The following is a 22,317-nucleotide window of genomic DNA, read 5'->3' on the forward strand; positions in this document are numbered from 1 at the left end:
GGCCTTGATTGTAACTTAGTTGCGCCTATGATGGAACTGGTGACTGGATACCCCGATGGTGCAAATTTACTTGGCAGCTCCCTTATTTACCCTGGCGGAACAGCGTTTTAATCTCAGCCTGGCCGAGTATTTAAAGGCCCAGGGATTGACCGTCTTTTGCCCCCAGGTGGCGTGTCAGGGCCAAAGCGGGGCGGCCATTTATCAGACCTGTTTAGCGGGTTTGACCCGTGCCGATGTAGTGGTGGCCATTCTGGATGGCGCCGATGCCGACAGCGGTACTTGTTGGGAATGTGGCTACGCTGTGGCCAAGGGCATTCCCGTGGTGGCCGTACGCACCGACTTTCGGGGTTCGGGGGATACAGGTGGCTTTAACGCCATGCTTTACTACAGTGCTGCAGTTGTTGTCGAAAAAACCGACGACGAGGTCTTTCCGGCCATTGCCCGAGCGATTGCCCAGCTTTTGGCCCCAAACTAGCCGGACTTCAACGTACCGGGTGACCCAGCTGGCGCATGGCCGTTGAGCAAATCCAAACTTTGGGCCAACACCCGCTGGGTCAGGGCCAATTTCTGGATGGTTTCAATCCGGTTCTTTTCCAGCAGACCGATCACCTGTTGGGTTTTGCCGCGACTGACCACCGGCAATTGACACAAACCCCGCATAAGCATCCGTTGCCGCGCCTGCTCCAAGCTCTGGTCCGGATAAATCGTTTGCAATTCCCGGGTACACCATTCCCCCACCGGCACCGAATACCACAGGGGACCGTGGGTGCGAATCGCCCGCTGAATGTCCTGGGGCGTCAACAACCCTATCAACTCCCGCTGGCTGTTGACGACTAGGGCCGTGTGTTGTTGGTTTTCCATGAGCATTTGCGCCACCTTACCCAGACTGCGCTCCGGCGTCACCAACAACGGCGGGGGCACCATGGCATCCGCCACCCGCAGGTCCGCCAAAAAACACTGCTCCTCCCGGTCGAGGGAGTGCAACCCAATCGGCGCACCGTGGGGATACACCTGGTCCAGCAACCACATACTCAGCCCCACCGCCCCCATCGCCGGGATGATGATGAGATAGTTGCGGGTCAGCTCAAACAACAGCAGGATGGCCGTCAAGGGGGCGCGGGTACTACAGGCCAATAGAGCCGCCATGCCCACCATCGCATAGGCCGGCGGGTCGGCAATAGTGACCGTGGGCGTCAGGACCTGGCCCAAGACTTGACCATAGGCCGACCCCAGAACCGCCCCCAAAAACAACGCCGGTGCAAACAAGCCCCCCACCCAACCCGTGGCGTAACTGACCACCGTCAGGGCCAACTTGACCGGGATCAGCGTCAACAGCAACCCCAGGGGAAAGGGCACATCCTGGAGCATAGCCTCAATCACCTCGTAGCCAATTCCCAGGGTTTGGGGGAACACCAAGGCCACTCCGCCGATGACAGCCCCCCCCAACGCCGGTTGCAACCACATCGGCAGGCCTCGCAGCCGACCGGGCCGCAATTCCCCCAACAGCGCCGTATAGACAATGGCCAAGCCACTGGCCAGGACGCCCAACCCCAGATACAGAGGCAATTCCAGGACCGTGCGCACCTCATAGGGAGGGAGGCTAAAGGCCGGTTGCGCTCCCAACCCTGCCTGGGCCACCAACCCCCCCACCACCGCCGCCAACAGCACCAACGGCACCGCTGACCCGGTAAAGGTCGTACCCAGGACCACCTCAAAGGCGAAAAAGGCCCCAGCAATTGGTGCATTAAACCCTGCCGCCAGCCCCGCCGCCGCCCCCGCCGCCTGCAAAACCCAATACCGTTCCTGGGAAACCCGCAGCCGTTGCCCCAAATTGCGCCCCCAATAGACCCCCAAATCCACACTCGGCGCCTCTGGCCCCAGGGACGCCCCCATCCCTAGCGACAAAGCCGCCAACCCCAACCGCCACAGTTGCGCCCGGATACTGCCGACCGGCCAATCCCGTCCCCACCAGGCCAGCCCCCCCACCAGCAATCCCCCCAGCACCGGCACCAGCGCCAAACTCCAGGCCCCCCACCGGCCCAGCCAACCCATCAAGGTTTCAAAGGCCCCCTGGTGCACCACCCCAATCGCCAGCCGGAAGGCCACCACACACAGCCCCGTCCCCCCGCCGACGAGGGCCGCCAAGGTCAGCAGCACAACCTCAGGAGAAAGCGGCAGCCCCTCCCACCCCCGTTGCGCCCGTTCTGATGTTGCCGTCATGCCCGTGTGCACCCTATCTCTAGTCTAGGGATTGTGTTTCTAGTCGGGAGCCGCCTAGCGCCAACGCTGGGGACGCAGCAGGCGAAACAGCAACCAAAAGCCCAACGTTGTGGCCCCCACCAGCAGCAGCCCCGTCCCCAAAAACAACTGCAAATTCGCTTGTCCCCGGTCAAAGATAATCGCCGCCCCGACAATAAATGCCGCCACCACGATGCTATAGGCCAAGCGACTGGAGGCCACATCCAAGGCCCGCTGTAACAGCCCCAGGTCCGCCACCTGCACCTGCCAGCGCAGATTTTCCGAGTTCACCCGCTGCAGCAGCAACTCCACCTGCCGAGGGGAATCCAACGACAAGGCCCGCAAATCCAGCGCCGTTTGCAACAACACCGGCAACCCATCCCCCCCCAGCAACTGCTGCTGCAACAAGCGCCCCATCAACGGTCGGATTTCCCCCACCAGGTCAAATTGGGGGTCCAGTTCCCGCCCAAGACTTTCCAAATAAGCCAGTGTACGGGCCAGCACCCCCATACTCCCCGGTAAACGCACCCGGTTTTGCCGCGCCGTCTCCAAAATATCCCGCAGCAACTGCCCAAAATGCATCTGGTCTAAGGTGCGGGGATAGTAGCGACGCAACAGACGGGCAAAATCCTGCTCCAACCGGTTCAGGTCATCCGGGCGGGGCGATTCTGCCAGCTCCAGCACTAACTGCACACACCGGCGCGGGTCCAGGGTCACGATGGCCAATAAAAACTCGGTGATCAGTCCCTGGGTGCGCGGATCCAAGCGAGCCACATTACCGAAATCCAAAAGCGCCACCTGCCCCGTTTTGAGATAAAAAAAGTTGCCCGGGTGGGGGTCGGCATGGAACAAGCCATCCCAGCAGATTTGTTGGAAAAAGGCCCGCAGCAGCATCCGGGCGATGGCTGGTCCTAGGGAGCGATCCGTCGTGCGATAGCCAGCTAGCAGCGGCACCCCGTCAAGCCATTCCAGAACCAGCAACCGGGGAGTGGTCCAAGCCTCATAGACCTGAGGAATCTTCAACGTGCGCACCTCCGGCCAAGGCGAGCGCTGCAGGTTCTGGCTAATTTGGCGGGTAAAGGCCGCCTCCCGGGTGAAATCCAGCTCCTGGCGCAACACGGCGCTAAATTCCTCCACCAGCCCCAGCAAGTTCCAACTCTGTCCCCAATCCGTTTGCGCCGCTAGAGCCGCCAACGACTGCAACAACGTCAAATCCTGGTCAATCACCTCACCGATGCCCGGGCGTTGCACCTTCAGGGCCACCTCCGTCCCGTCAGTTAAGGTTGCCCGGTAGGTCTGGCCAATGGAACCAGCGGCCACCGGCTGGGGATGCACATGGGCAAAAACACTCCCAAACGGCTGGGGCAACTCCCGGCGAATCACCGCCTCCATATCCGACCACTCCACCGGCGGCACTTTGCTTTGCAGGCTGCTGAGAGCTTCCGTGTAAGTCGGCGGCAACAGGTCCGGGCGGGTGCTCAGCAGTTGCCCCAGCTTCACATACACCGGCCCCAGCTCCACCAAAATCTGACGCAGCACCGCCGGCGGGGGCAAATCCGGCTCACCCGCTTTTTTGCCCAGCACCAACTGCCGCATGAATTTCCAACCATTGCGCAGGAGAACCTCGGCAATTTCCCCCTGCCGTTCCGTCGTCCGCGCCAAACCCGAGAGCATGCCGCCTACAGCCGGTGGTACGGTTTCAGTGTAGCGCCTAGACCAAGGCCTTAGCCGAACTTTCCCAAGAACTTCACCTCCGGCTGCAAATAAACACCCCAGCGGGCCGCCACCGTCGCCTGCACATAGCCAATCAAGTCGTAAATCTGCTGCGCCGTCGCCCCCCCCAAATTAACGATGAAATTGGCATGCAAAGGCGATACCTGGGCCTGCCCGATCCGATAACCCTTGAGACCGCTGTGCTCAATCAGCCACCCCGCCTTATAACCGGGGGGATTGCGAAACACGCTGCCGCAACTGGGCAGATGGTAGGGCTGAGTGGTGCGCCGCTGCTGGAGATAATCCCCCGTTTGCCGCAAAAGCACCTGGGGGTCCTGGCCGGGCAGACACTGCCAGCAGGCTGCGATGACCACTCCCGGCGTCCCCTGCAACCGGGAAAACCGATAGTCGTAGTGCAAATCCGCCGGTGTCCAGGTGTGAACAGTCCCCTCCAGCCAGACCTGCGCGCTCACCAGGTACTCAGCGGTACACCCCCCCTGCGCACCGGCATTCATCACCACCGCTCCCCCCACTGTCCCCGGAATACCAACCGCCCAGGCCAGTCCTTGCCAGCCCCGCCGCGCCGCCTCCCAGGCCAACTGGGGCAAAGGCACCCCTGCTGCCGCCACCACCTGCCCCGTTTGTTCATCCCAGGTCATCCCCCGCAGGTAGCGCGTGCACAGCACCAATCCCGGTAACCCCCGGTCGCTGATCAACACATTGGACCCCGCCCCCAACACCGTCACCGGCACCTGCCTCTTCTCGGCCCAGGCCAAGGCCATCTGCAACTCCTCCAGCGTGCGGGGACAGGCCAACCATTCCGCAGGGCCACCCACCCGGTAAGTGGTCCATTCCGCCAGGGGGGCCTGTGTGACCAAGATCATCCCGCGGCTACCGCATCGCCAGCCTGATAAGCGGCCAACAGCCGGGGAATCACGCGGTTGACATTGCCCGCCCCCAAAAACAACACCACATCCCCCGGCTGCAGCAGCTGGGGCAATTCCTGTTCGAGCATCTCCAGCGTAGCCATGTACCGCACCTGGGGATGGTACTGCTGCACCTGTTGGGCCACCGCCTCCCCCGTGATCCCCGTCGGATTAGCCTCCCCCGCCCCGTAAATATCCACCAGCACCACCACATCCGCCTGGGCAAACGCCGGCCCAAAATCCCCCAACAGACTCACCGTGCGGCTGTAGCGATGGGGTTGAAACACCGCCACCAAGCGCCGTTGTCCCTTGGGCCAGCGCTGGCGAGCCGCATTCAATGTCGCCCGAATTTCGCTGGGGTGATGGGCGTAGTCATCATAAAACTCCATCCCTTGCGCCTGCCCCCGCCATTCAAACCGCCGCCTTGCCCCTACAAACGTCGCCACCCCTTGTTGGATATCGGCAAACGCCATACCCAGTTCCCGGCACACCGCCACCGCCGCCAACGTATTGCGCAAATTGTGCTCCCCAAACAAGGGAATCGTCAACGGACCCAACACCTCGTCCCCCTGCATCACCTGGGCCGCAATCCCCCTAGCCGAATAGGCCACCTGACATACCCGGTAGCGGGCTGCCCTGTTTAACCCATAGGTCACAACAGGTCTAGGGACCTCCGCCGCCAAAGCCGCCGCCGTCGGGCAATCGGTGCAGACCACCAGCAGCTCACAGTTATCGGCAAAAGCACGAAAGGTAGCCACCACCTCCGCCAGGGAAGGGAAGTGATTGGTGTGGTCCCATTCAATGTTCGTGATCACCCCCACCCGGCCCCGGAGATTCACCAGCGTCCCATCCGACTCATCCGCCTCCGCCACCAGCCATCGCCCCTGTCCCAAGCGCGCATTTCCCCCCCAGGTACTCACCTCCCCCCCGATGACCAACGTGGGGTCCCAGCCCGCCTGCAGCAGGATATGACCGATCAAGCTACTGGTTGTCGTCTTGCCGTGGGTCCCCGCCACCAAAATACTCTCATACTCCCGGGCCAGAGCCGCCAGCACATCCGACCGGTGGAGGATCGGGCAGCCCAACGCCTGGGCCAGTTGGTACTCCGGGTTCCCAGTGCCAATGGCCGAGGAACAGACCACCTGGGGCAACGGTTCCCCTGCCGTGTGCAGCGCCGAACCATCCTGGGCCGTAATCCGTACCCCCAGATGGGCCAACCGGTCACTGATCCCGTTCGGCGCCACATCTGAACCCGAAACCGGGATACCCCGTTTGGTGAGCACATAGGCCAAGGCCGACATACCGATACCCCCGATACCAATAAAGTGAAATGGTCGGCCTGACAAGTCAACCGAACGGGGCGGCATGTCCACTCCTGGCGACACCACGGCAGGGTTCAGCGGTGATCATACCAGGAACTGCCCGGGGAGAAAACTCTAGACTGCAGGGCTAGCAGCGGCTTAATCCCCAATCCCCCCCCCTTTGGCCTTGATCCCCGGTGAGAAAGCCCAAACAATGGTAAGATGATGGGCAAATTCATGCCATCATCACCGTCGAGGACTACCGTGATTAAGGTTGCAATTAACGGCTTTGGCCGCATTGGTCGCAATTTCCTCCGCTGCTGGATGGGCCGGACGACTACCAACATTGATGTAGTTGCCATCAATGACACATCCGACCCAAAAACCAACGCCCACCTGCTCAAGTACGACTCCATGCTGGGGCGGTGGGAGGCAGCCATCACCAGTGATGAAAACTCCATTACCGTTAACGGCAAAACTATCAAATGCTATTCCGACCGCAATCCCGAAAACCTCCCCTGGGCCGACCTGGACATTGACCTGGTCATCGAAGCGACGGGGGTTTTTGTGGATGAAAAGGGCGCCAGCAAGCACCTGACCGCCGGGGCCAAAAAAGTGATGATCACCGCTCCGGGCAAGGGCGCCGGCATCGCCACCTTTGTCATCGGGGTCAACCATCACGAGTACCGGCACGACCAGCACCACCTGATCAGCAACGCCAGTTGTACCACCAATTGCCTGGCGCCGGTAGTCAAGGTCCTGCATGAACACTTCGGCATCGTCAAGGGCATGATGACCACCACCCACAGTTACACCGGCGACCAACGTCTTCTAGATGCCAGCCACCGGGATTTACGCCGGGCGCGGGCGGCAGCCATCAACATCGTGCCCACCTCCACCGGCGCCGCCAAGGCCGTTGGGCTGGTGATTCCCGAACTCAACGGCAAACTCAACGGCATCGCCTTCCGGGTGCCCACCCCCAATGTGTCGTTGGCCGACCTGGTGGTGGAGGTGCAGCGGCCCACGATTGCCGAAGAGGTCAACACCGTATTGAAAGCCGCCAGCGAAGGTCCCCTCAAGGGCATCTTAGACTACAACGAAGAACCCCTGGTCTCCAGCGACTACCGGGGCACCAACGCCTCCTCCATTGTGGATGCTGCCCTGACCATGGTGATGGAAGGCACCCTGGTGAAGGTCGTGGCCTGGTATGACAACGAGTGGGGCTACTCCCAACGGGTGGTGGACCTAGCCGAGCACATCGCCCGTTGCTGGCCCGCCTAAAGCTGGGTTTCCGGGAGGGTGGCCGCCAACTCCAGGGCCTTTTGGGCAATGGGCACCAGATTCAAACCCTGGGGATAACGCCCCTCCCGATTGGCCCGCTCAATATCCACCCCAGTCATACCCAGGAAGGGGGCTAAGGGTTTGAGGACATCCCCCCGCATGACGATCCCCTGCACCCCGCCCACCGGGGAGCGCACCAGGATCCAGGCATGGCGGTCTCCTAGGGTAACAATCGCCTGGGCTAGGGAATCCTGTTCGCGCACACTGGGCAACTCCGCCAGGGGCACCACGATCTCCCGCAGTTGTTTTTCGGACCAGCGGCTACGCTCAATCTGGGCCAGGCGACTGCTATCCACCAACCCCAGGTAGCGCCCATCCGCCTCAGCAAAGTAAATTTCTGGGGTCTGGGCCGGCAAGCAATACAAATCCACAAAATCCCGCAGAGACATTTCCGCCCGCAGCACCCGGAAGTCCCGGCTCATGACCTCCCGCACCTTGGTCTTAAGCAAAATTTCCTGCAAAAAACTGTATTGGCGATAGCTCTGGGCATTGCTGGCCATAAACCAACCGATCAAGGCCAACCACAGCCCCCCGCCAGCCCCACTGAGGAAAGCAAACACCCCCAGCAGCATGGCCATCGTCCCCAAGGCCCAGCCAAAGGCCGCCGCCCACTGAATCCCCCGAAACGGGCTGCCAGTGACCTGCCAGATCAGCGCCTTGAGCACCTGTCCCCCATCTAACGGCAACCCCGGAATCAAGTTGAAAAAGCCCAGGACAAAGTTCATGGCCATCAGTTCCTGGGTCAAACGCCCCCACGGGGAATCCAGCCCCCCCAACTGGCGAGCCACCTGCATCAATCCCAGGGCCAACCCCAAACTCACCGCCGGTCCCGCCAGGGCCACCCGCAACGCCTGCATGGGGGTACGGGACTCCTGCTCCAGCGTCGCCACCCCCCCAAACAAAAAAAGCGTGATGGAACGCACCTTCACCCCCTGGGCCTTGGCCACCAGACTGTGCCCCAACTCATGCAACACCACCGAGGCAAACAACCCCAGCGCCAGAGCCAACCCCACTCCCCAAGTCCACAGTTCCGGCCAATCGGGATAGAATTGTCGCCAGCGAATACTATTGCCCCCCGTGATCAGCAGAGCGATGACAAACCAAGAGGGATCCAGATAGAGGGGAATCCCAAACAACGAACCAACCTTGATTCCCCCATACATGCTTTTGTCCCCCTTCGCCACTGATCTCTATTGTAAAAACTCGAGCAGGGGGGCGTGATTACAGCAACCCGGCGTTGGCCAGCCCCAACACCATCCCCGTTCCCAGCACATGGCCAAAGGCCGCCGTTGCCAGTAGCTCCGGCACCCCAAATCCCCGGAACAACTCCGGCAGGGGCAATTGCGGACCGGCCACCCCTTTGGCTTGAATTGCCCAATAACCAATGGCCACCGCAAACAAATTACAGGCCACCATGACCAGCGCCACACTCGGCGACCAGGGCACTGTCGTCGGCACAGCCAACACCACAAGGTCCATGCGCTACCTCCAACGCTTGCCACCCCCCATCCTAAACTCCCAGTCGCCGTTGCCCCACCACCCCTGTAACACTTCCCCACAAAACTTAGCCCAAATTCACACCGCCGCCAGTTCGGGAACCCGCACCCCGGCTTATCCGTAGCTTCAGTTACATTAGCACTCGGAAGCTGAGAGTGCTAACACCCGGTGGGTGGGGCGACTCAAAGCCACAAACATCCTAGCGACAGTGGGAGTGTCATTGCCTATGGCGACCGTTGCGTTAAACGTTTCGACCGTCACCCCGTTAGGGGACCGGGTATTGGTCAAAGTCAGTCAAGCAGAGGAACGGACCGCTGGCGGTATCCTGTTACCCGACACGGCCAAGGAAAAGCCCCAGGTGGGGGAAGTGGTCGCCGTTGGTCCCGGGCGGCGGGATGACAACGGTCAGCGGATTCCTATGGAAGTCCAAGTCGGCGACAGGGTGCTGTATTCCAAGTATGCCGGGACGGAGTTGAAAATCGGCACAGAGGACTATGTCCTGCTGGCGGAAAAAGACATCCTGGCTACCGTGAAATAAGGAGGTTGGCAAGTCATGGCGAAAAAGATTCTCTATCATGAAGACGCCCGCCGCGCTCTGGAAAAGGGGATGGACACCCTGGCGGAGGCGGTGGCGGTCACCCTCGGTCCCAAGGGGCGCAACGTGGTGCTGGAAAAGAAATTCGGCGCGCCCCAGATCATCAATGACGGCGTGACCATCGCCAAGGAAATTGAACTGGAAGACCACGTGGAAAACACCGGCGTGGCCCTGATCCGGCAAGCGGCCTCCAAGACCAATGATGTAGCCGGTGACGGGACCACCACGGCGACCGTCCTGGCCCATGCCATGGTGAAGGAAGGGATGCGCAACGTGGCCGCCGGTGCCAACCCCATTGCCCTGAAGCGGGGGATCGACAAGGCCACCCAATTCGTGGTGGAAAAAATTGCCGCCCATGCCCGCCCAGTGGAAGACTCCAAGGCCATTGCCCAGGTGGCGGCCATCTCCGCTGGGAATGACGAAGAGGTGGGCAAGATGATTGCCGAAGCCATGGACAAGGTGGGCAAGGAAGGGGTGATCTCCCTAGAGGAAGGCAAGTCCACCACCACCGAACTGGAGGTCACCGAGGGGATGCGCTTTGACAAGGGGTATATTTCCCCCTACTTTGCCACCGACCCCGAGCGGATGGAGGCCATCCTGGAAGACGCCCTGGTGCTGATCACCGACAAGAAAATCACCCTGGTGCAAGACCTGGTGCCGGTACTGGAGCAAGTGGCCCGAGCCGGCAAGCCCCTGTTGATCATCGCCGAGGACATTGAAAAAGAAGCCCTGGCCACCCTAGTGGTGAACAAGCTGCGGGGTGTTTTGAACGTGGCGGCGGTGAAGGCCCCGGGCTTTGGCGACCGGCGGAAGGCCATGTTGCAGGACATCGCCATCCTCACCGGTGGGCAGGTGATCTCCGAAGAAACCGGGACCAAACTCGACAGCGTGCGCATGGACATGCTGGGGAAAGCCCGGCGGGTGACCGTCACCAAGGACCACACCACCATCATTGCCGAAGGGAACGAAGCGGCGGTGAAAGCCCGGTGCGAGCAAATTCGCCGGCAAATTGAAGAGACCGACTCCACCTACGACAAGGAAAAACTGCAAGAACGGCTAGCGAAACTGGCCGGTGGGGTGGCGGTGATCAAAGTCGGTGCGGCGACGGAAACCGAAATGAAGGACAAGAAGCTGCGCCTGGAGGACGCCATCAACGCCACCAAGGCTGCGGTGGAGGAAGGGATCGTGCCCGGCGGGGGGACAACCCTGGCCCACCTGGCGCCGGAACTGGAGGCCTGGGCCAAGCAGAACCTCACGGAGGAGGAACTGACCGGTGCCCTGATCGTCAGCCGTGCCCTGATGGCGCCCCTGATGCGCATTGCCGAAAACGCTGGGGTCAACGGGGCAGTGATTGCCGACCAGGTCAAGGACAAGCCCTTCGACGTGGGTTACGATGCGGCCCGGGGTATCTTCACCAACATGTTTGAAGCGGGGATTGTGGACCCGGCCAAGGTGACCCGTTCCGCCCTGCAAAATGCCGCTTCCATTGCCGGGATGGTGCTGACCACCGAATGTATTGTGGTGGACAAGCCCGAACCCAAGGAAAAAGCTCCGGCCGGTGGCGGGGGTGGCGGTGACTTCGACTACTAAAATCCAACCTGCCCACAACTAACCCAGTTAGCTCCCAGCCATGGGGGCTTTTTTTATCGCCGCGCCACCAACACCAGCACCAATAGCAGGACCAGCAGCGGCAACAATATCCCCAGACCAGTCACCACAAACGGCAGGAGAATCGTCGTCAAAATAGCCTGCAATGGCCGCCACACCACACCCAATCCCCAGGTCAACAGGGCCACAAACCACTGGAGCACCACCACCAGTCCCGAAAAGGTAAACCCCAGTAAAAAAATAATCCCCTGCACCAAGTTAGCAACCAGGGAAATCAGCGGTAGCCAGGTATCTTCTGGGGGCGGCTCAGGAGGACTGGGGGTTGTTGCCAGGATGGGAATGACCGTTGGTATGGGCATGAATTAACGAGCGAATAAACTGCCGAATTACTTCGGTTTTGGATTGACTGGTTCGCTGACAGTAGCTTTCCAGGGCCCGATTCTCATCATCGCTGAGCCGGACACTCAAATGCCTAACTTTGTCAGCCATGACTCCTCCCAGAACCAGTACCCGTGATCGTACCAAAGGGATTTTTGGCCGACGGACAATTCGTTGCAATCCGCAATAAAATGAGAGGCGAATTTATAGTTTTGTGACAAAGAGGAGACCGGGGAAACGTAGTGCAATTGTATGACAGGTCTAGGAGAAGGCTTGGGACAGTTTGGTTGACCGGAGGGGTGCCTGGAGCCGGGTGCAACCCTTTTGTCAAAGTCCCCGGATTTCCTTGATGAGAATGTAAACCCCCATCACCGCCACAAACCAGCCAAATCCTTTCTTGAGCTGGCGATTGGAAACGAAATTGGACCAGTAAGAGCCAAGGAAGATGCCGAGGATCGCCACCAGGGAAAACAGCAGCAGCAGGCCCCAATCCATCTGTAGGTTCGGATTCTGCACATCCCCCACAAAACCGATCAGGGACTTAACGGTAATAATCAGCAGGGAGGTTCCCACCGCCATCTTCATGGGCAATCCCCCCAGCACCACCAAAGCCGGAATGATTAAAAAACCACCCCCGGCGCCCACCAGCCCCGTCAGGGAACCCACCACTACCCCCTCGGCAAAAATCAGCGGCAAATGGAAGCGCGACCCATGGGAGGCAGCTCCCCGGTCAGCCTGGTCAGCCTGGCCATTGCGGATCATAGACAGGGCCGCCAACAGCATCAACACCGCAAAAATCAGCATGAGTAAGATATCGCGCGTCAAGGTCCAGGGGCCGAACTGGACAAGGCGCTCAGGGATAGCCGGTATCAAAAAGCGCCGCACCAGGAAAACCGCCACCAGGGCCGGAAGGCCAAAGACCACCGCCGTTGGGACACTGACCAACTTTTTGCGGAAATAATCCAGGGAACCCACCAGGGCCGTCACCCCTACAATAAACAGGGAGTAGGCCGTCGCCAGGGTGGGCTTGACCCCCATCACATACACCAAAACCGGCACCGTTAAGACCGAACCGCCCCCGCCGATTAACCCCAAGGAAACGCCGATCAGCAACGCCAACCCATAGCCGAAAAGGACTTGCATGACTTCAGACTCCACTGACCCCACCGCCAGCATACCTCCCTTCCCTACACCCGGCATACTGGCATCATTAGATTACCATATAGTCATCTAGGTGACAAGTTTGCGATTTGTGTCCCTATTTAACACCGTATTACGCTGGGTTTGCATGGACGGCAGACTGTCAAAAAAAATTTAGAAGATTGCCTATATGACTCTATAGTGATTAAAGCTATACTGAAAACGGAACGAGTTTGGAGAAGACATCGTGTCGCCAACGTCAGTACCGGATGTGATTGTGGCTGAGGGTCAGGGGACGGCCGTAACCGAACAACGGGCTACGCGGCATCACCAAATTGTCATTGTCGGCGGGGGTGCAGCGGGGGTCAGTGTTGCGGCGCAACTGCTCAAGCGGCGGCGGGGGTTGGACCTTGCCGTGATCGAACCGTCGGACAAGCATTATTACCAGCCGGGTTGGACTCTGGTGGGCGGGGGGATTCGGCCCTTGCGGGATTTTATTCGTCCGGAGCAGGAGGTGTTGCCGCCGGGCACAGCCTGGATTCAAGATAAGGTGGTACAACTGGACCCGGACCACCGTACGGTGCTCACAGCCTCCGGTTTGGCGGTTACCTATGATTACTTGATTGTTTGTCCGGGGATTCACATCAACTGGGAAGGGATTAAAGGTTTAAAAGAAGCGTTAGGTAAAGGGGGCGTCACCAGCAATTACTCCAAAGATTATGCCCCTTACACCTGGGAAACCATTCGCCACTTTAAGGGGGGAACGGCGATTTTCACCCAGCCGGCCACGCCCATCAAATGCGGGGGTGCGCCCCAAAAAATCATGTACATGGCGGATGATTATTTCAAGAGCAAAAGCGGCGTTGGGGTGAACACCACGGTCATGTTCTGCACGGCTGCCGGGGGGATGTTTGCGGTGCCGGAGTACGCTGCAACCCTAGAGCAGGTGGTGGTCCGGCGGGGCATTGTGGTGAAGTACAAACACAACCTCAAGGAAATTCGGCCGGAGACCCGGGAGGCCATCTTTGAGGTGACCACCGACGGGGGGGTGGAAGAAGTCAGCCTGCACTACGACATGATTCATGTGACACCGCCGATGGGGGCGCCGGATTTTGTCAAAAACAGTCCCTTGGCGGGTCCGGGGGGCTGGGTGGAGGTGGACAAACACACCCTACAACATGTGCGCTACCCCGAGGTCTTTTCTTTGGGGGATGCCTCTTCCCTGCCTACGTCCAAAACGGCGGCGGCGGCTCGGAAGCAGGCACCGGTGGTGGCGCAAAACCTGCTGGCGTTGATGGATGGGCAACCCTTGCCGGCCCGTTATGACGGCTATACCTGCTGTCCTTTGATCACGGGCTACAACTCGGCGATCATGGCGGAGTTTGGCTATGACGGCAAGCTGCTGCCCTCATTCCCCTTAGACCCCACCCAGGAGCGGTATTCGATGTACTTGGCCAAGGTGCATGTCCTCCCCTGGCTATACTGGAACCGCATGTTGAAGGGCAAGGCCTTTGAGGCGGACATCTTCAAGCCCATTAATCGGCTGGTGCATCGGCGCTAGAGCAGGGGGTCGTCAGGGCTATCGGCGGGGGGCTGGGTGTGCCAGTGGGGGTCGGGAACCTGGGCAAAGGCCTCCTTGAGGGACCGTTCCCAAAAGCGGCGCATCTCCAGCAGGTAGGGGTCCCCTAACCCCAGCTCCAGCCGGTAGAGCACCTGAAAGCTATCCCGCTCGTAGGCCACCAGGTGAATGGGGGGGCCAACGGAAATATTGGATTTCATGGTGGAGTCCAATGACAGCAGGGCGCACTTGGCGGCGGCTACCAGGGGGGTTTCGTAGGTGAGGGTGCGGTCCAGGATGGGCTTGCCGTATTTGGTCTCCCCGATTTGCAAAAAAGGGGTCTCCGGGGTGGCGTGGATGCAGTTGCCCTGGGGATAGATGAGAAACAGTTGCGGGTCCTCCCCAGGAATTTGGCCCCCCAACAGGAAGTTGCACTGGTAATCAATGTGGTCTCGCTCGAGCCAGGGCCGGTGCTCCTCCTGGAGTTTGCGGATTTTTTTGCCTAAATAGGCCGCCACTTCGTACAGGCAGCCAATGGTGTGGAGGTTTTCCGGCAACTGTTGGTGAATGTCCTGCCGCAGTTGGGCCACCACCGCCTGGGTCATGGCTAAATTGCCTGAGGTACACAGCAACAGCACCCGCTGTCCCGGCACGGAAAAGTCAAAGAGTTTGCGGTAGGTGGAAATGTAGTCTACGCCGGCGTGGGTGCGGGAATCGGCGGCCATCACCAATCCCTGCCGGGTCAAGATGCCTAAACAGTAGGTCATGGCTTACGGGGCGGCAAGGTGTTGCTTGAGCTGCTGGATTTGGTCTCGGTAACGGGCTGCCTGTTCAAATTCTAAGCGGCGAGCGGCCTCGCGCATTTTCTGCTCTAACTCCTGGATGTGGGCAGATATATCGGCGGCGGCCATGGGTGTCGCTTGGTAGGTTGCTGGGGTCTCTTTGGCCTGCACCCGACGGGAGAACTCCAGGGTTTGGAGGATGCGGTTGGCCGGTTTGCGCCGGATGGGCTGGGGGGTGAGGCCGTGGGCCTGGTTGTAGGCCAGTTGTTTTTGCCGGCGGCGTCGGGTTTCTTGGATGGCCTTTTGCATGCTTTCGGTGAGGATGTCGGCGTATAAAATGGCTTGGCCGTTGACATGGCGCGCCGCCCGGCCGATGGTTTGGATGAGGGAGCGCTCTGACCGCAAAAAACCCTCCTTATCCGCATCCAGAATGGCCACCAGGGAGACCTCCGGCAAATCCAACCCCTCCCGCAGCAGGTTCACCCCCACAATCACGTCGCATTCATCGGCCCGCAGCCCCTGTAGAATTTCGATGCGACCAATGGCGTCAATTTCCGAGTGCAGGTAGCGCACCCGTAACCCCTGCTCCTGCCAGTAGCTGGTCAGGTCTTCGGCCATGCGTTTGGTCAAGGTGGTCACCAGCACCTTTTCCCCCCGTTCCACCCGCCGGTACACCTCGCCGGTGAGGTCCTCCACCTGGTTGACCGTGGGCCGCACCAGGATTTCCGGGTCCAGTACGCCGGTGGGGCGGATGATCAATTCCACCACCTGTTCGGACACCGCCAGTTCCCAGTCCCCCGGGGTGGCCGAGACAAAGATGCACTGGTTGACCTTGGCCCAGAATTCTTCCGCTTTCAGGGGGCGGTTGTCGGCGGCGCTGGGCAGGCGAAACCCGTGCTCAATCAGCACCTGCTTACGGGATTGGTCCCCTTCGTACATGCCCCGCAGTTGCGGCACGGTGACGTGGGATTCATCTACGATCAGCAACCAGTCGGCGGGGAAATAGTCCACCAGGCATTCGGGGGGAGAACCGGGGGGCCGGCCCGCTAAGTGGCGCGAGTAATTTTCTACCCCGTTGCAATAGCCCACCGTACGCAGTAACTCCAGGTCATAGCGGGTGCGTTGCTTCAGCCGTTGGGCCTCCAGGAGTTTGCCCTGGGCTTCCAGTGCCGCCAGCCGTTCCTCCAGTTCCTGTTCGATGGCCTGACAGGCCCGTTCCAACTGCTCCGGCGGGGTGACGAAGTGGCGGGCCGGGTAAATGTTAATGGCGTCTAGGGTTTCCAACACCGCGCCCGTCAGGGGGTCCCGCAGCTCGATGCGTTCGATTTCATCCCCCCAAAATGCCACCCGGATTACCCGGTCTTCGTAGGCCGGACCGATTTCCAGCACATCCCCCCGCAGCCGGAATTTGCCCCGCCCCAGTTCCCTATCGTTGCGGTCGTACTGGATATTCACCAGGGCCTGGACCACCTGCGTCGGCGCCACACTCAGCCCCACCGCCAAATGCACCGCCGCCTTCAAATACTCGCTGGGAATCCCCAACCCATAGATGCAACTGATGGAGGCCACCACGATCACATCCCGCCGTTCAAACAAAGACCGGGTGGCCGAGTGGCGTAGCATGTCAATCTCGTCGTTAATGGAGGCGCTTTTGGCGATGTAGGTGTCGGTGACCGGGATATACGCCTCCGGTTGATAGTAGTCGTAATAGCTGATGAAGTACTCGACGGCGTTGTGGGGGAAGAATTCCCGCAGTTCGTTGCACAGTTGGGCCGCCAGAGTTTTGTTGTGGGCCAGCACCAGGGTAGGACGTCCCACCTGGGCAATGACATTGGCCATGACAAAGGTTTTGCCGGTGCCGGTCGCCCCCAACAGGGTTTGGTAGCGATAGCCGGCCTGGAGACCCCGCACCAACTGCGCGATGGCCTGGGGCTGGTCTCCCGTGGGGGCAAACGGCGCCTGTAGGTGAAAGGGACGGCTCATGCGGGTTCTAGGGGAGCCATGGTCAGACCGGCCCGTTGGAGTTGTTCATGGTAGAGTTCCGCCGGTTCCTGGGGACCAACCCAGACCACGGCTTGACCTTCGTAGTGCACCTGGTTGGTGAGTTCCCAGGCCCGGTCCGGGGTCATGCCGGGAATGTACTGCATCAGGCACCGGGCCACGTGCTCAAAGGTGTTGACGTCGTCGTTGAGTACGATCACTTTGTAGTTGGGATAGTGCTTGGTTGTGGCTTGACGGCCTTTTTCCGGTAGGACTTGGGTGGACATCATCACAGCCATAGCAAACTCCCCACTTCATTTGGACGCAAGATTCTGGTTCTAGTATATGAGTTGAACGCCGGGGCCGGTCCGGGTCGGCCAGCCGTTAAGATAATTAGGTGCGCCTGGGCAGGCAACGGCCAGATGACTGTGGAACTGCAATTGAGTTGGGAGGATTTGACCACCGGCCATCTGCAGCAACGCCGGGTGAGGGTGCCGGTAGCCTTTGGTCGGGATGAACAGGCGATGCGGGCAGCCATGGGCGGCAAGGGCAGTGTGGTGGTTCTGACCCACAAGCAGGTCTCCCGTTGCCATGCCCTGATCATCCTGGGGGAAAACGGGTTGGAATTGGTGGACAAAAGCACTAACGGTACGTTTTTGAACGGCCAGCATTTTTTGGGTACGAACCGGCAGATCCACCATGGCGACCGGCTGCAAATTGGTCCCTACCGGATCGTGCTCAGCACCCTGGGTTCGCTACCGCCGGTGTCATCAGACGTTTCCGAAAGTACAGCGGTCGTGCCGGGGGTGTATCACGATGCCCTGACCGGGTTGCCCAATCGCCATATGTTCCTGTCCCTGCTGCAAACCCTGGAGGAACGGTTGGTGGTGGAGACGGCCCTCCAGTTTGCGGTGGTGCATCTGGATATTGACCGGCTCCAGCAGGTCAACGACAGCTTAGGCTACCGGGTGGGGGATAAATTGCTAGCGGCGGTGGCCCGGAAGTTGCGGCAACGGCTGGCGCCGGGGGATACGGCGGTGCGTCTGGAGGGGGATGAATTTGCCTTGATTTTGGAGAACCTGGCTTCCCCGGAGGCGGCCCTGGCCCATATCGAGACCATCCAGCAGGATTTACACAAACCCTTCCAGCTGGAGGAGCAGGAGGTGTTTATTACGGTGAGCATGGGGGTGGTCTGGAGCCAGGTGGCGGTGCAGCAGCCGGAGGACTGGTTGCGGTTTGCCCGGGCGGCTACCCAAAAAGCCAAGCAGTTGGGCCGGGGGCGGTTGGTGGTTTTTCGCCCAGGGATGGAGGATTCGGGGTGGCGCCTGCGGTTGGAAACGGATTTAAGCCGGGCGGTGGAACGCCACGAGTTATCCCTGCGCTACCAGCCCATTGTGGCCCTGGCCAGTGGGCAGATTGTGGGGTTTGAAGCCCTGGTGCGCTGGCGGCATCCCCAGGTAGGTCTCATTCCTTCGGACCAGTTGATTGCCCTGGCGGAAGAAACCGGTTTGATCCAGCCTATTGGCCGGTGGGTCCTGGAGATGGCCTGCATCCAGCTCTGCCGGTGGCACCAGCAATTTCCCAACTGGCGGCCCTTGACCGTGAGTGTGAATGTCTCCAGCAAACAGTTTCTCCAGGCGGACCTGGTGGCCCAAGTGACCCAACTGCTCCAGGAAACCAGCTTGCCGGGGAATCACCTGAAATTGGAACTCACCGAAAGTTTGATCATGGAAAACCCGGAGACTGTGACCACCATGCTGGCCCAGTTGCGGGATTTGGGGTTACAGATTCTGATGGACGACTTCGGCACCGGGTATTCCAACCTCAGCCGGCTGCGCACCCTGCCGATTGACATGGTCAAGGTGGATAAATCCTTTATCCAGACGGCGGATGCGGACACCTGGGCCTTTGTACAGGGCATTGTGGCGCTGGCCCACTCCCTTGGGAAGGCGGTGGTGGTGGAGGGCATCGAAACGGCGGAGCAGCTTCAGCAGTTGCGGCAGATGGGGTGCGCCTTCGGCCAGGGGTATCTGTTCTCCCCGCCGCTAGACGCCGCCCAGGTAGAACAACTCCTGCACCAGTCGCCGCGCTGGTAAGCCCTAGAGCCGACCCGCCAGGGGTTCGGTGGCCAATTGGTCCAAACCCTCGGTTTGCAACAGGGCCAGCCAGTCCACGAGGAGGGCCTTATTTTGGGGTTGGGATTGGCGTAACTCCACCAGGGCCGCTAGGGTTTCGTGCCACAGGCCGGCGCCGGCGTATAGGTAGGGATGCTGGCTGCGGGGGGCGCGTTGGAGTTGCTGTTCAAAGGAGGGGGCAAGGGCCACCCGTTGCACCCAGCCGCGTACAAACAGGTCAGCCGTCCGGTCCTGGGGGTCGCAAATGACCGAAAAGTACCATTGGTAGGTGTCCCCCACGGCCAGGGCGGGGGCCTCTTCCGGTAGGTCCAGGCGCACGATGCCACTTTGCTGGGCACGGCCTCGATAGGTGTAATGTTCCATCCCCCGGCCATCCATGAGGACCAGTTCCACCTCCCGGTCCCCCACCGGGGGCAGGTAGAAGAAGAAGCTGGGCCGGGCGGCGGCGGTTAACCCCAGGTGGGAAGCAGGGAGTAGGGCGGTCAACCGTTTATGGCTCACCGGACAAACGGCTCCCCGGGTGGCCCCTCCTTCCCGGTTGCCCGGCAATCCGGCCGCGGGTGGTACAAAGCCGATAACCGGCGTGGTGGGTTGGGCCGTGGCCCGCCGTTGACTCCACTGCAGGAGACGACCGGCCCATATCTGCAAGGGGTTAGCCGTGGCGGGGGTGGCGGTTAGGGTGAGGGTTAAAGCCGTGGCCAAAGCAAGGGATCGGAAGCAAGCCATAGAACCATCCTCGGGGGTAAGGCGATGATAGTTAGGAAGGACAAGCGGGTTTGCAGGTTCCGCCTTGCCTACATCCTAGGGTAATCCCTGGTCATTAGGATTACGGTGATAGACTGGCATCTCATCGGTGACCGGCCTCACCGGGGACGTAGGATAGAACTGCTGTTGTGAAAGGAATGGCTGTGATCGAACGCTACACCTTGCCGGCGATGGGGCAGCTCTGGACGGAGGAATACAAATTCCAGACTTGGTTGCGGGTGGAATTGGCGGTCTGTGAAGCCCAAGCCACTTTAGGGCGCATTCCCCCTGAGGCCCTGGAGCACATCCGCCAGCACGCCCGCTTTGACCCGGCCCGGATCCGGGAAATCGAGCAAACGGTACGCCATGACGTGATTGCCTTTCTCACCAACCTGAACGAGTACCTGGGGGATGCAGGCCGCTATGTGCACCTGGGGTTGACCAGTTCCGACGTGCTGGATACGGGGCTGGCGCTGCAATTGGTGGCCAGTCTGGAGGTGCTGCTGACCCAGTTGGAACAGTTAATCCAGGCCGTGCGTTCCCAGGCGCAACAGCATCGCCATACGGTCATGGTGGGACGCTCCCACGGGATTCACGCCGAACCGATCACCTTTGGGTTCAAGCTGGCGGGGTGGCTGGCGGAACTGTTGCGGCACCGGGAACGGTTGACCCGTCTGCGCAGTCAGGTGGCGGTGGGGAAAATTTCCGGGGCGGTAGGGACCTATGCCCACGTAGACCCGCGGGTGGAGGTGCTGACCTGCCAACGGTTGGGATTGACGCCCGATACCGCCTCCACCCAGGTGATCAGCCGCGACCGCCATGCGGAATATCTCCAGACCCTGGCGCTGCTGGGGGCCTCCATCGAGCGCTTTGCCGTAGAAATCCGTCACCTGCAACGCACGGAGGTACTGGAGGTGGAGGAGTATTTTGCTCCGGGCCAGAAAGGCTCATCGGCCATGCCCCACAAGCGCAATCCCGTGCGTTCGGAGCGGTTGACCGGTCTGGCGCGCCTGTTACGGGGCTATGCCACGGCGGGCTTGGAAAATGTGGCCCTGTGGCACGAGCGGGATATTTCCCACAGCGCGGTGGAACGGGTGGCCCTGGCGGATGCCAGCATTGCCCTGCACTTTATGCTGGTGGAGTTGACCGACCTGGTGCAGACATGGCAGGTCTATCCGGACAACATGCGCCGCAATTTGTACCGGTTTGGGGGCGTTATCTTCAGTCAGCAAGTGCTTTTAGCGCTGGTGGAAAAGGGCCTGAGCCGGGAGGAGGCCTACGCCCTGGTGCAACGGCTGGCCCACCAGGCCTGGAACCAGGAAGCGGGCAACTTCCAGGCCCTGGTAGAACAGGACACCACGGTGCGACGGTATTTGTCCCCGGAGGAGATCGCCGCCTGTTTTGACCCCACCGCCCATCTCCAGCACCTGGAGACCATCTACCAGCGGTTGAACATCTAAAAACTAATTAATTTTTAGGCTTGGCCTGGTGCGGCAACCCCCACCCCAATTTCTGGCGCAGCAGGTCAAAAAATTCCGGCGGGCGCAGGCGGACAAACCGGGCCAGGTAGGGCGAACGCTGGATGGTCACATAGTGGCCCGGCTGCACGTAACACCCGGCATTGCCATCCGCCACCAGGACCAGCCGCGATGCGTTGGCCGCCCAGACCTGCACCTTTTCCCGGTCGTCAAACACCAGCGCCCGGGAGGCCAAGGAATGGGGACAGATGGGAATCAACAATAAAGCTGCCACTCCTGGGGCCAGCACCGGTCCCCCCGCCGACAGGGCATAGGCCGTCGAACCCGTGGGAGTAGAGACGATCACCCCATCCGCCGGAATGTCCACCGCCGCGTGGTGCCCCACCTGCACCTCAAAATGGCAGAGTTTGGCCAGGGGTTCCCGGTGGAGCACCACCTCGTTCAGGGCCAGGGCCTCCCAAATACGGGCGTCCTCCTCCCAGACCTGCACCAGTAACGTAATGCGTTCTTCCACCTGGTAATCCCCACTCAAGACCGCCTCCAGGGCAGTCGGCAGGGATTCCACGTAGATTTCCGTCAAGAAGCCTAAGTGTCCGGTGTTGACTGTCAACAGGGGAATCCCCAAAGGTGCACACTGACGACTGGCCGATAAAACGGTGCCATCCCCCCCCAACACAATCGTCAGCTCCACATCCCGGTCAAACCCCGGCGGTACCAGCCACTCCACCGGCGTGTGACAGACCGGACTCCCCGCCTGGGCGTAACCCAACAGCCCCCCGACCCCCGTTGCTACACACACTTGCCGACCGCGCTGGTGCAACCACTCCCGCAACGCCTGGGCGTACTGAGCCGCTTCGGGTTTGCCGTCGTTATAGATAATGCCGATTTTGCCCACGAATGCCC

20 protein-coding genes are annotated in these 22,317 nt (G+C 60.4%); 7 read left to right on the plus strand and 13 right to left on the minus strand.

Annotated elements, in window-relative coordinates:
* Positions 1-55: 55 nt before the first annotated feature.
* On the plus strand, positions 56-475 hold the full coding sequence (locus Q6L55_04645; protein MEN9258008.1) for a nucleoside 2-deoxyribosyltransferase: 420 nt from the start codon (positions 56-58) through the stop codon (positions 473-475).
* On the opposite strand, the gene Q6L55_04650 is transcribed toward Q6L55_04645, so the two are convergent.
* The 4 genes from Q6L55_04650 to murC are packed head-to-tail and all read right to left on the minus strand — an operon-like array spanning position 472 to position 6,244.
* Positions 472-2,220, minus strand: coding sequence for a chloride channel protein (locus Q6L55_04650; GenBank protein MEN9258009.1), 1,749 nt, complete (start codon positions 2,218-2,220; stop codon positions 472-474). The two genes, Q6L55_04645 and Q6L55_04650, sit on opposite strands and share 4 nt — an antisense overlap.
* A 54-nt stretch (positions 2,221-2,274) precedes the next feature.
* Positions 2,275-3,912 (minus strand): AarF/UbiB family protein, encoded by a 1,638-nt coding sequence (locus tag Q6L55_04655; GenBank protein ID MEN9258010.1) that lies wholly within the window; start codon positions 3,910-3,912, stop codon positions 2,275-2,277.
* Between the two features lie 50 nt (positions 3,913-3,962).
* Positions 3,963-4,835, minus strand: coding sequence for a UDP-N-acetylmuramate dehydrogenase (gene murB, locus Q6L55_04660; GenBank protein MEN9258011.1), 873 nt, complete (start codon positions 4,833-4,835; stop codon positions 3,963-3,965).
* Positions 4,832-6,244, minus strand: a complete 1,413-nt coding sequence (gene murC / locus Q6L55_04665) for a UDP-N-acetylmuramate--L-alanine ligase (protein MEN9258012.1) — start codon at positions 6,242-6,244, stop codon at positions 4,832-4,834. Before murC ends, murB begins: the two co-directional genes overlap by 4 nt.
* A 171-nt stretch (positions 6,245-6,415) precedes the next feature.
* Between murC and Q6L55_04670 the strand changes: the two genes are divergently transcribed.
* Positions 6,416-7,459: a type I glyceraldehyde-3-phosphate dehydrogenase gene (locus Q6L55_04670; GenBank protein MEN9258013.1), complete on the plus strand. Its 1,044-nt coding sequence runs from the start codon at positions 6,416-6,418 to the stop codon at positions 7,457-7,459.
* Here the strand turns inward: Q6L55_04670 and Q6L55_04675 are convergent.
* Entirely contained in the window at positions 7,456-8,682 is a 1,227-nt protein-coding gene (locus Q6L55_04675; GenBank protein ID MEN9258014.1) for a site-2 protease family protein, read from the minus strand. The two genes, Q6L55_04670 and Q6L55_04675, sit on opposite strands and share 4 nt — an antisense overlap.
* Before the next feature lie 58 nt (positions 8,683-8,740).
* Positions 8,741-8,998 (minus strand): photosystem I reaction center subunit PsaK, encoded by a 258-nt coding sequence (gene psaK, locus Q6L55_04680; GenBank protein ID MEN9258015.1) that lies wholly within the window; start codon positions 8,996-8,998, stop codon positions 8,741-8,743.
* 244 nt (positions 8,999-9,242) lie between these two features.
* On the opposite strand from psaK, the gene groES reads away from it, so the two are divergent.
* Both groES and groL read left to right on the plus strand, forming a co-directional pair.
* Positions 9,243-9,554 carry a co-chaperone GroES gene (gene groES / locus Q6L55_04685; GenBank protein MEN9258016.1) on the plus strand — a complete coding sequence of 104 codons (312 nt, stop codon included), beginning with the start codon at positions 9,243-9,245 and terminating at the stop codon, positions 9,552-9,554.
* A gap of 15 nt (positions 9,555-9,569) precedes the next feature.
* Positions 9,570-11,201, plus strand: coding sequence for a chaperonin GroEL (gene groL, locus Q6L55_04690; GenBank protein ID MEN9258017.1), 1,632 nt, complete (start codon positions 9,570-9,572; stop codon positions 11,199-11,201).
* A 53-nt stretch (positions 11,202-11,254) separates the two neighbouring features.
* Here the strand turns inward: groL and Q6L55_04695 are convergent, their stop codons facing one another.
* Together Q6L55_04695 and Q6L55_04700 are read right to left on the minus strand one after the other, a co-directional pair.
* Positions 11,255-11,578: a hypothetical protein gene (locus Q6L55_04695; protein MEN9258018.1), complete on the minus strand. Its 324-nt coding sequence runs from the start codon at positions 11,576-11,578 to the stop codon at positions 11,255-11,257.
* Positions 11,579-11,924: 346 nt separating this feature from the next.
* Positions 11,925-12,740: a sulfite exporter TauE/SafE family protein gene (locus tag Q6L55_04700; GenBank protein MEN9258019.1), complete on the minus strand. Its 816-nt coding sequence runs from the start codon at positions 12,738-12,740 to the stop codon at positions 11,925-11,927.
* A gap of 244 nt (positions 12,741-12,984) precedes the next feature.
* Here Q6L55_04700 and Q6L55_04705 point away from each other — a divergent pair, with 244 nt between their 5' ends.
* Entirely contained in the window at positions 12,985-14,298 is a 1,314-nt protein-coding gene (locus tag Q6L55_04705) for an FAD/NAD(P)-binding oxidoreductase (GenBank protein ID MEN9258020.1), read from the plus strand.
* Here Q6L55_04705 and Q6L55_04710 read toward each other — a convergent pair.
* From Q6L55_04710 to clpS, 3 genes are read right to left on the minus strand one after another with little or no spacing between them, the layout of a single operon-like run.
* On the minus strand, positions 14,295-15,062 hold the full coding sequence (locus Q6L55_04710) for a proteasome-type protease (GenBank protein ID MEN9258021.1): 768 nt from the start codon (positions 15,060-15,062) through the stop codon (positions 14,295-14,297). The genes Q6L55_04705 and Q6L55_04710 overlap by 4 nt on opposite strands.
* A 3-nt stretch (positions 15,063-15,065) precedes the next feature.
* Positions 15,066-17,060 (minus strand): excinuclease ABC subunit UvrB, encoded by a 1,995-nt coding sequence (gene uvrB / locus Q6L55_04715; GenBank protein MEN9258022.1) that lies wholly within the window; start codon positions 17,058-17,060, stop codon positions 15,066-15,068.
* The gene (gene clpS / locus Q6L55_04720) at positions 17,057-17,356 is read right to left on the minus strand and encodes an ATP-dependent Clp protease adapter ClpS (GenBank protein MEN9258023.1); all 300 of its coding nucleotides are present in this window, start codon (positions 17,354-17,356) and stop codon (positions 17,057-17,059) included. Before clpS ends, uvrB begins: the two co-directional genes overlap by 4 nt.
* Before the next feature lie 123 nt (positions 17,357-17,479).
* Between clpS and Q6L55_04725 the strand changes: the two genes are divergently transcribed.
* Complete coding sequence (locus tag Q6L55_04725) at positions 17,480-19,153, plus strand: EAL domain-containing protein (GenBank protein ID MEN9258024.1); 1,674 nt, start codon at positions 17,480-17,482, stop codon at positions 19,151-19,153.
* A gap of 3 nt (positions 19,154-19,156) precedes the next feature.
* Here Q6L55_04725 and Q6L55_04730 read toward each other — a convergent pair whose 3' ends face one another.
* Positions 19,157-19,918: a DUF928 domain-containing protein gene (locus tag Q6L55_04730; GenBank protein MEN9258025.1), complete on the minus strand. Its 762-nt coding sequence runs from the start codon at positions 19,916-19,918 to the stop codon at positions 19,157-19,159.
* 176 nt (positions 19,919-20,094) lie between these two features.
* On the opposite strand from Q6L55_04730, the gene purB reads away from it, so the two are divergent.
* Positions 20,095-21,396, plus strand: coding sequence for an adenylosuccinate lyase (purB, locus tag Q6L55_04735; GenBank protein MEN9258026.1), 1,302 nt, complete (start codon positions 20,095-20,097; stop codon positions 21,394-21,396).
* A gap of 7 nt (positions 21,397-21,403) precedes the next feature.
* Here the strand turns inward: purB and Q6L55_04740 are convergent, their stop codons facing one another.
* The gene (locus Q6L55_04740; protein MEN9258027.1) at positions 21,404-22,309 is read right to left on the minus strand and encodes an NAD(+) kinase; all 906 of its coding nucleotides are present in this window, start codon (positions 22,307-22,309) and stop codon (positions 21,404-21,406) included.
* Between the last annotated feature and the right edge of the window lie 8 nt (positions 22,310-22,317).

The sequence above is a fragment of the Gloeomargarita sp. SRBZ-1_bins_9 genome (assembly GCA_039794565.1).
GTDB lineage: Bacteria > Cyanobacteriota > Cyanobacteriia > Gloeomargaritales > Gloeomargaritaceae > Gloeomargarita.

Excerpts from the sequence above, each read along its gene's own strand:
- Q6L55_04645 (MEN9258008.1), top strand. The coding sequence starts at position 56 with ATGGTGCAAATTTACTTGGCAGCTCCCTTATTTACCCTGGCGGAACAG.
- Q6L55_04650 (MEN9258009.1), bottom strand. The coding sequence starts at position 2,220 with ATGACGGCAACATCAGAACGGGCGCAACGGGGGTGGGAGGGGCTGCCG.
- Q6L55_04655 (MEN9258010.1), bottom strand. The coding sequence starts at position 3,912 with ATGCTCTCGGGTTTGGCGCGGACGACGGAACGGCAGGGGGAAATTGCC.
- murB (MEN9258011.1), bottom strand. The coding sequence starts at position 4,835 with ATGATCTTGGTCACACAGGCCCCCCTGGCGGAATGGACCACTTACCGG.
- murC (MEN9258012.1), bottom strand. The coding sequence starts at position 6,244 with ATGCCGCCCCGTTCGGTTGACTTGTCAGGCCGACCATTTCACTTTATT.
- Q6L55_04670 (MEN9258013.1), top strand. The coding sequence starts at position 6,416 with ATGCCATCATCACCGTCGAGGACTACCGTGATTAAGGTTGCAATTAAC.
- Q6L55_04675 (MEN9258014.1), bottom strand. The coding sequence starts at position 8,682 with ATGTATGGGGGAATCAAGGTTGGTTCGTTGTTTGGGATTCCCCTCTAT.
- psaK (MEN9258015.1), bottom strand. The coding sequence starts at position 8,998 with ATGGACCTTGTGGTGTTGGCTGTGCCGACGACAGTGCCCTGGTCGCCG.
- groES (MEN9258016.1), top strand. The coding sequence starts at position 9,243 with ATGGCGACCGTTGCGTTAAACGTTTCGACCGTCACCCCGTTAGGGGAC.
- groL (MEN9258017.1), top strand. The coding sequence starts at position 9,570 with ATGGCGAAAAAGATTCTCTATCATGAAGACGCCCGCCGCGCTCTGGAA.
- Q6L55_04695 (MEN9258018.1), bottom strand. The coding sequence starts at position 11,578 with ATGCCCATACCAACGGTCATTCCCATCCTGGCAACAACCCCCAGTCCT.
- Q6L55_04700 (MEN9258019.1), bottom strand. The coding sequence starts at position 12,740 with ATGCAAGTCCTTTTCGGCTATGGGTTGGCGTTGCTGATCGGCGTTTCC.
- Q6L55_04710 (MEN9258021.1), bottom strand. The coding sequence starts at position 15,062 with ATGACCTACTGTTTAGGCATCTTGACCCGGCAGGGATTGGTGATGGCC.
- uvrB (MEN9258022.1), bottom strand. The coding sequence starts at position 17,060 with ATGAGCCGTCCCTTTCACCTACAGGCGCCGTTTGCCCCCACGGGAGAC.
- clpS (MEN9258023.1), bottom strand. The coding sequence starts at position 17,356 with ATGGCTGTGATGATGTCCACCCAAGTCCTACCGGAAAAAGGCCGTCAA.
- Q6L55_04725 (MEN9258024.1), top strand. The coding sequence starts at position 17,480 with ATGACTGTGGAACTGCAATTGAGTTGGGAGGATTTGACCACCGGCCAT.
- Q6L55_04730 (MEN9258025.1), bottom strand. The coding sequence starts at position 19,918 with ATGGCTTGCTTCCGATCCCTTGCTTTGGCCACGGCTTTAACCCTCACC.
- purB (MEN9258026.1), top strand. The coding sequence starts at position 20,095 with ATGGCTGTGATCGAACGCTACACCTTGCCGGCGATGGGGCAGCTCTGG.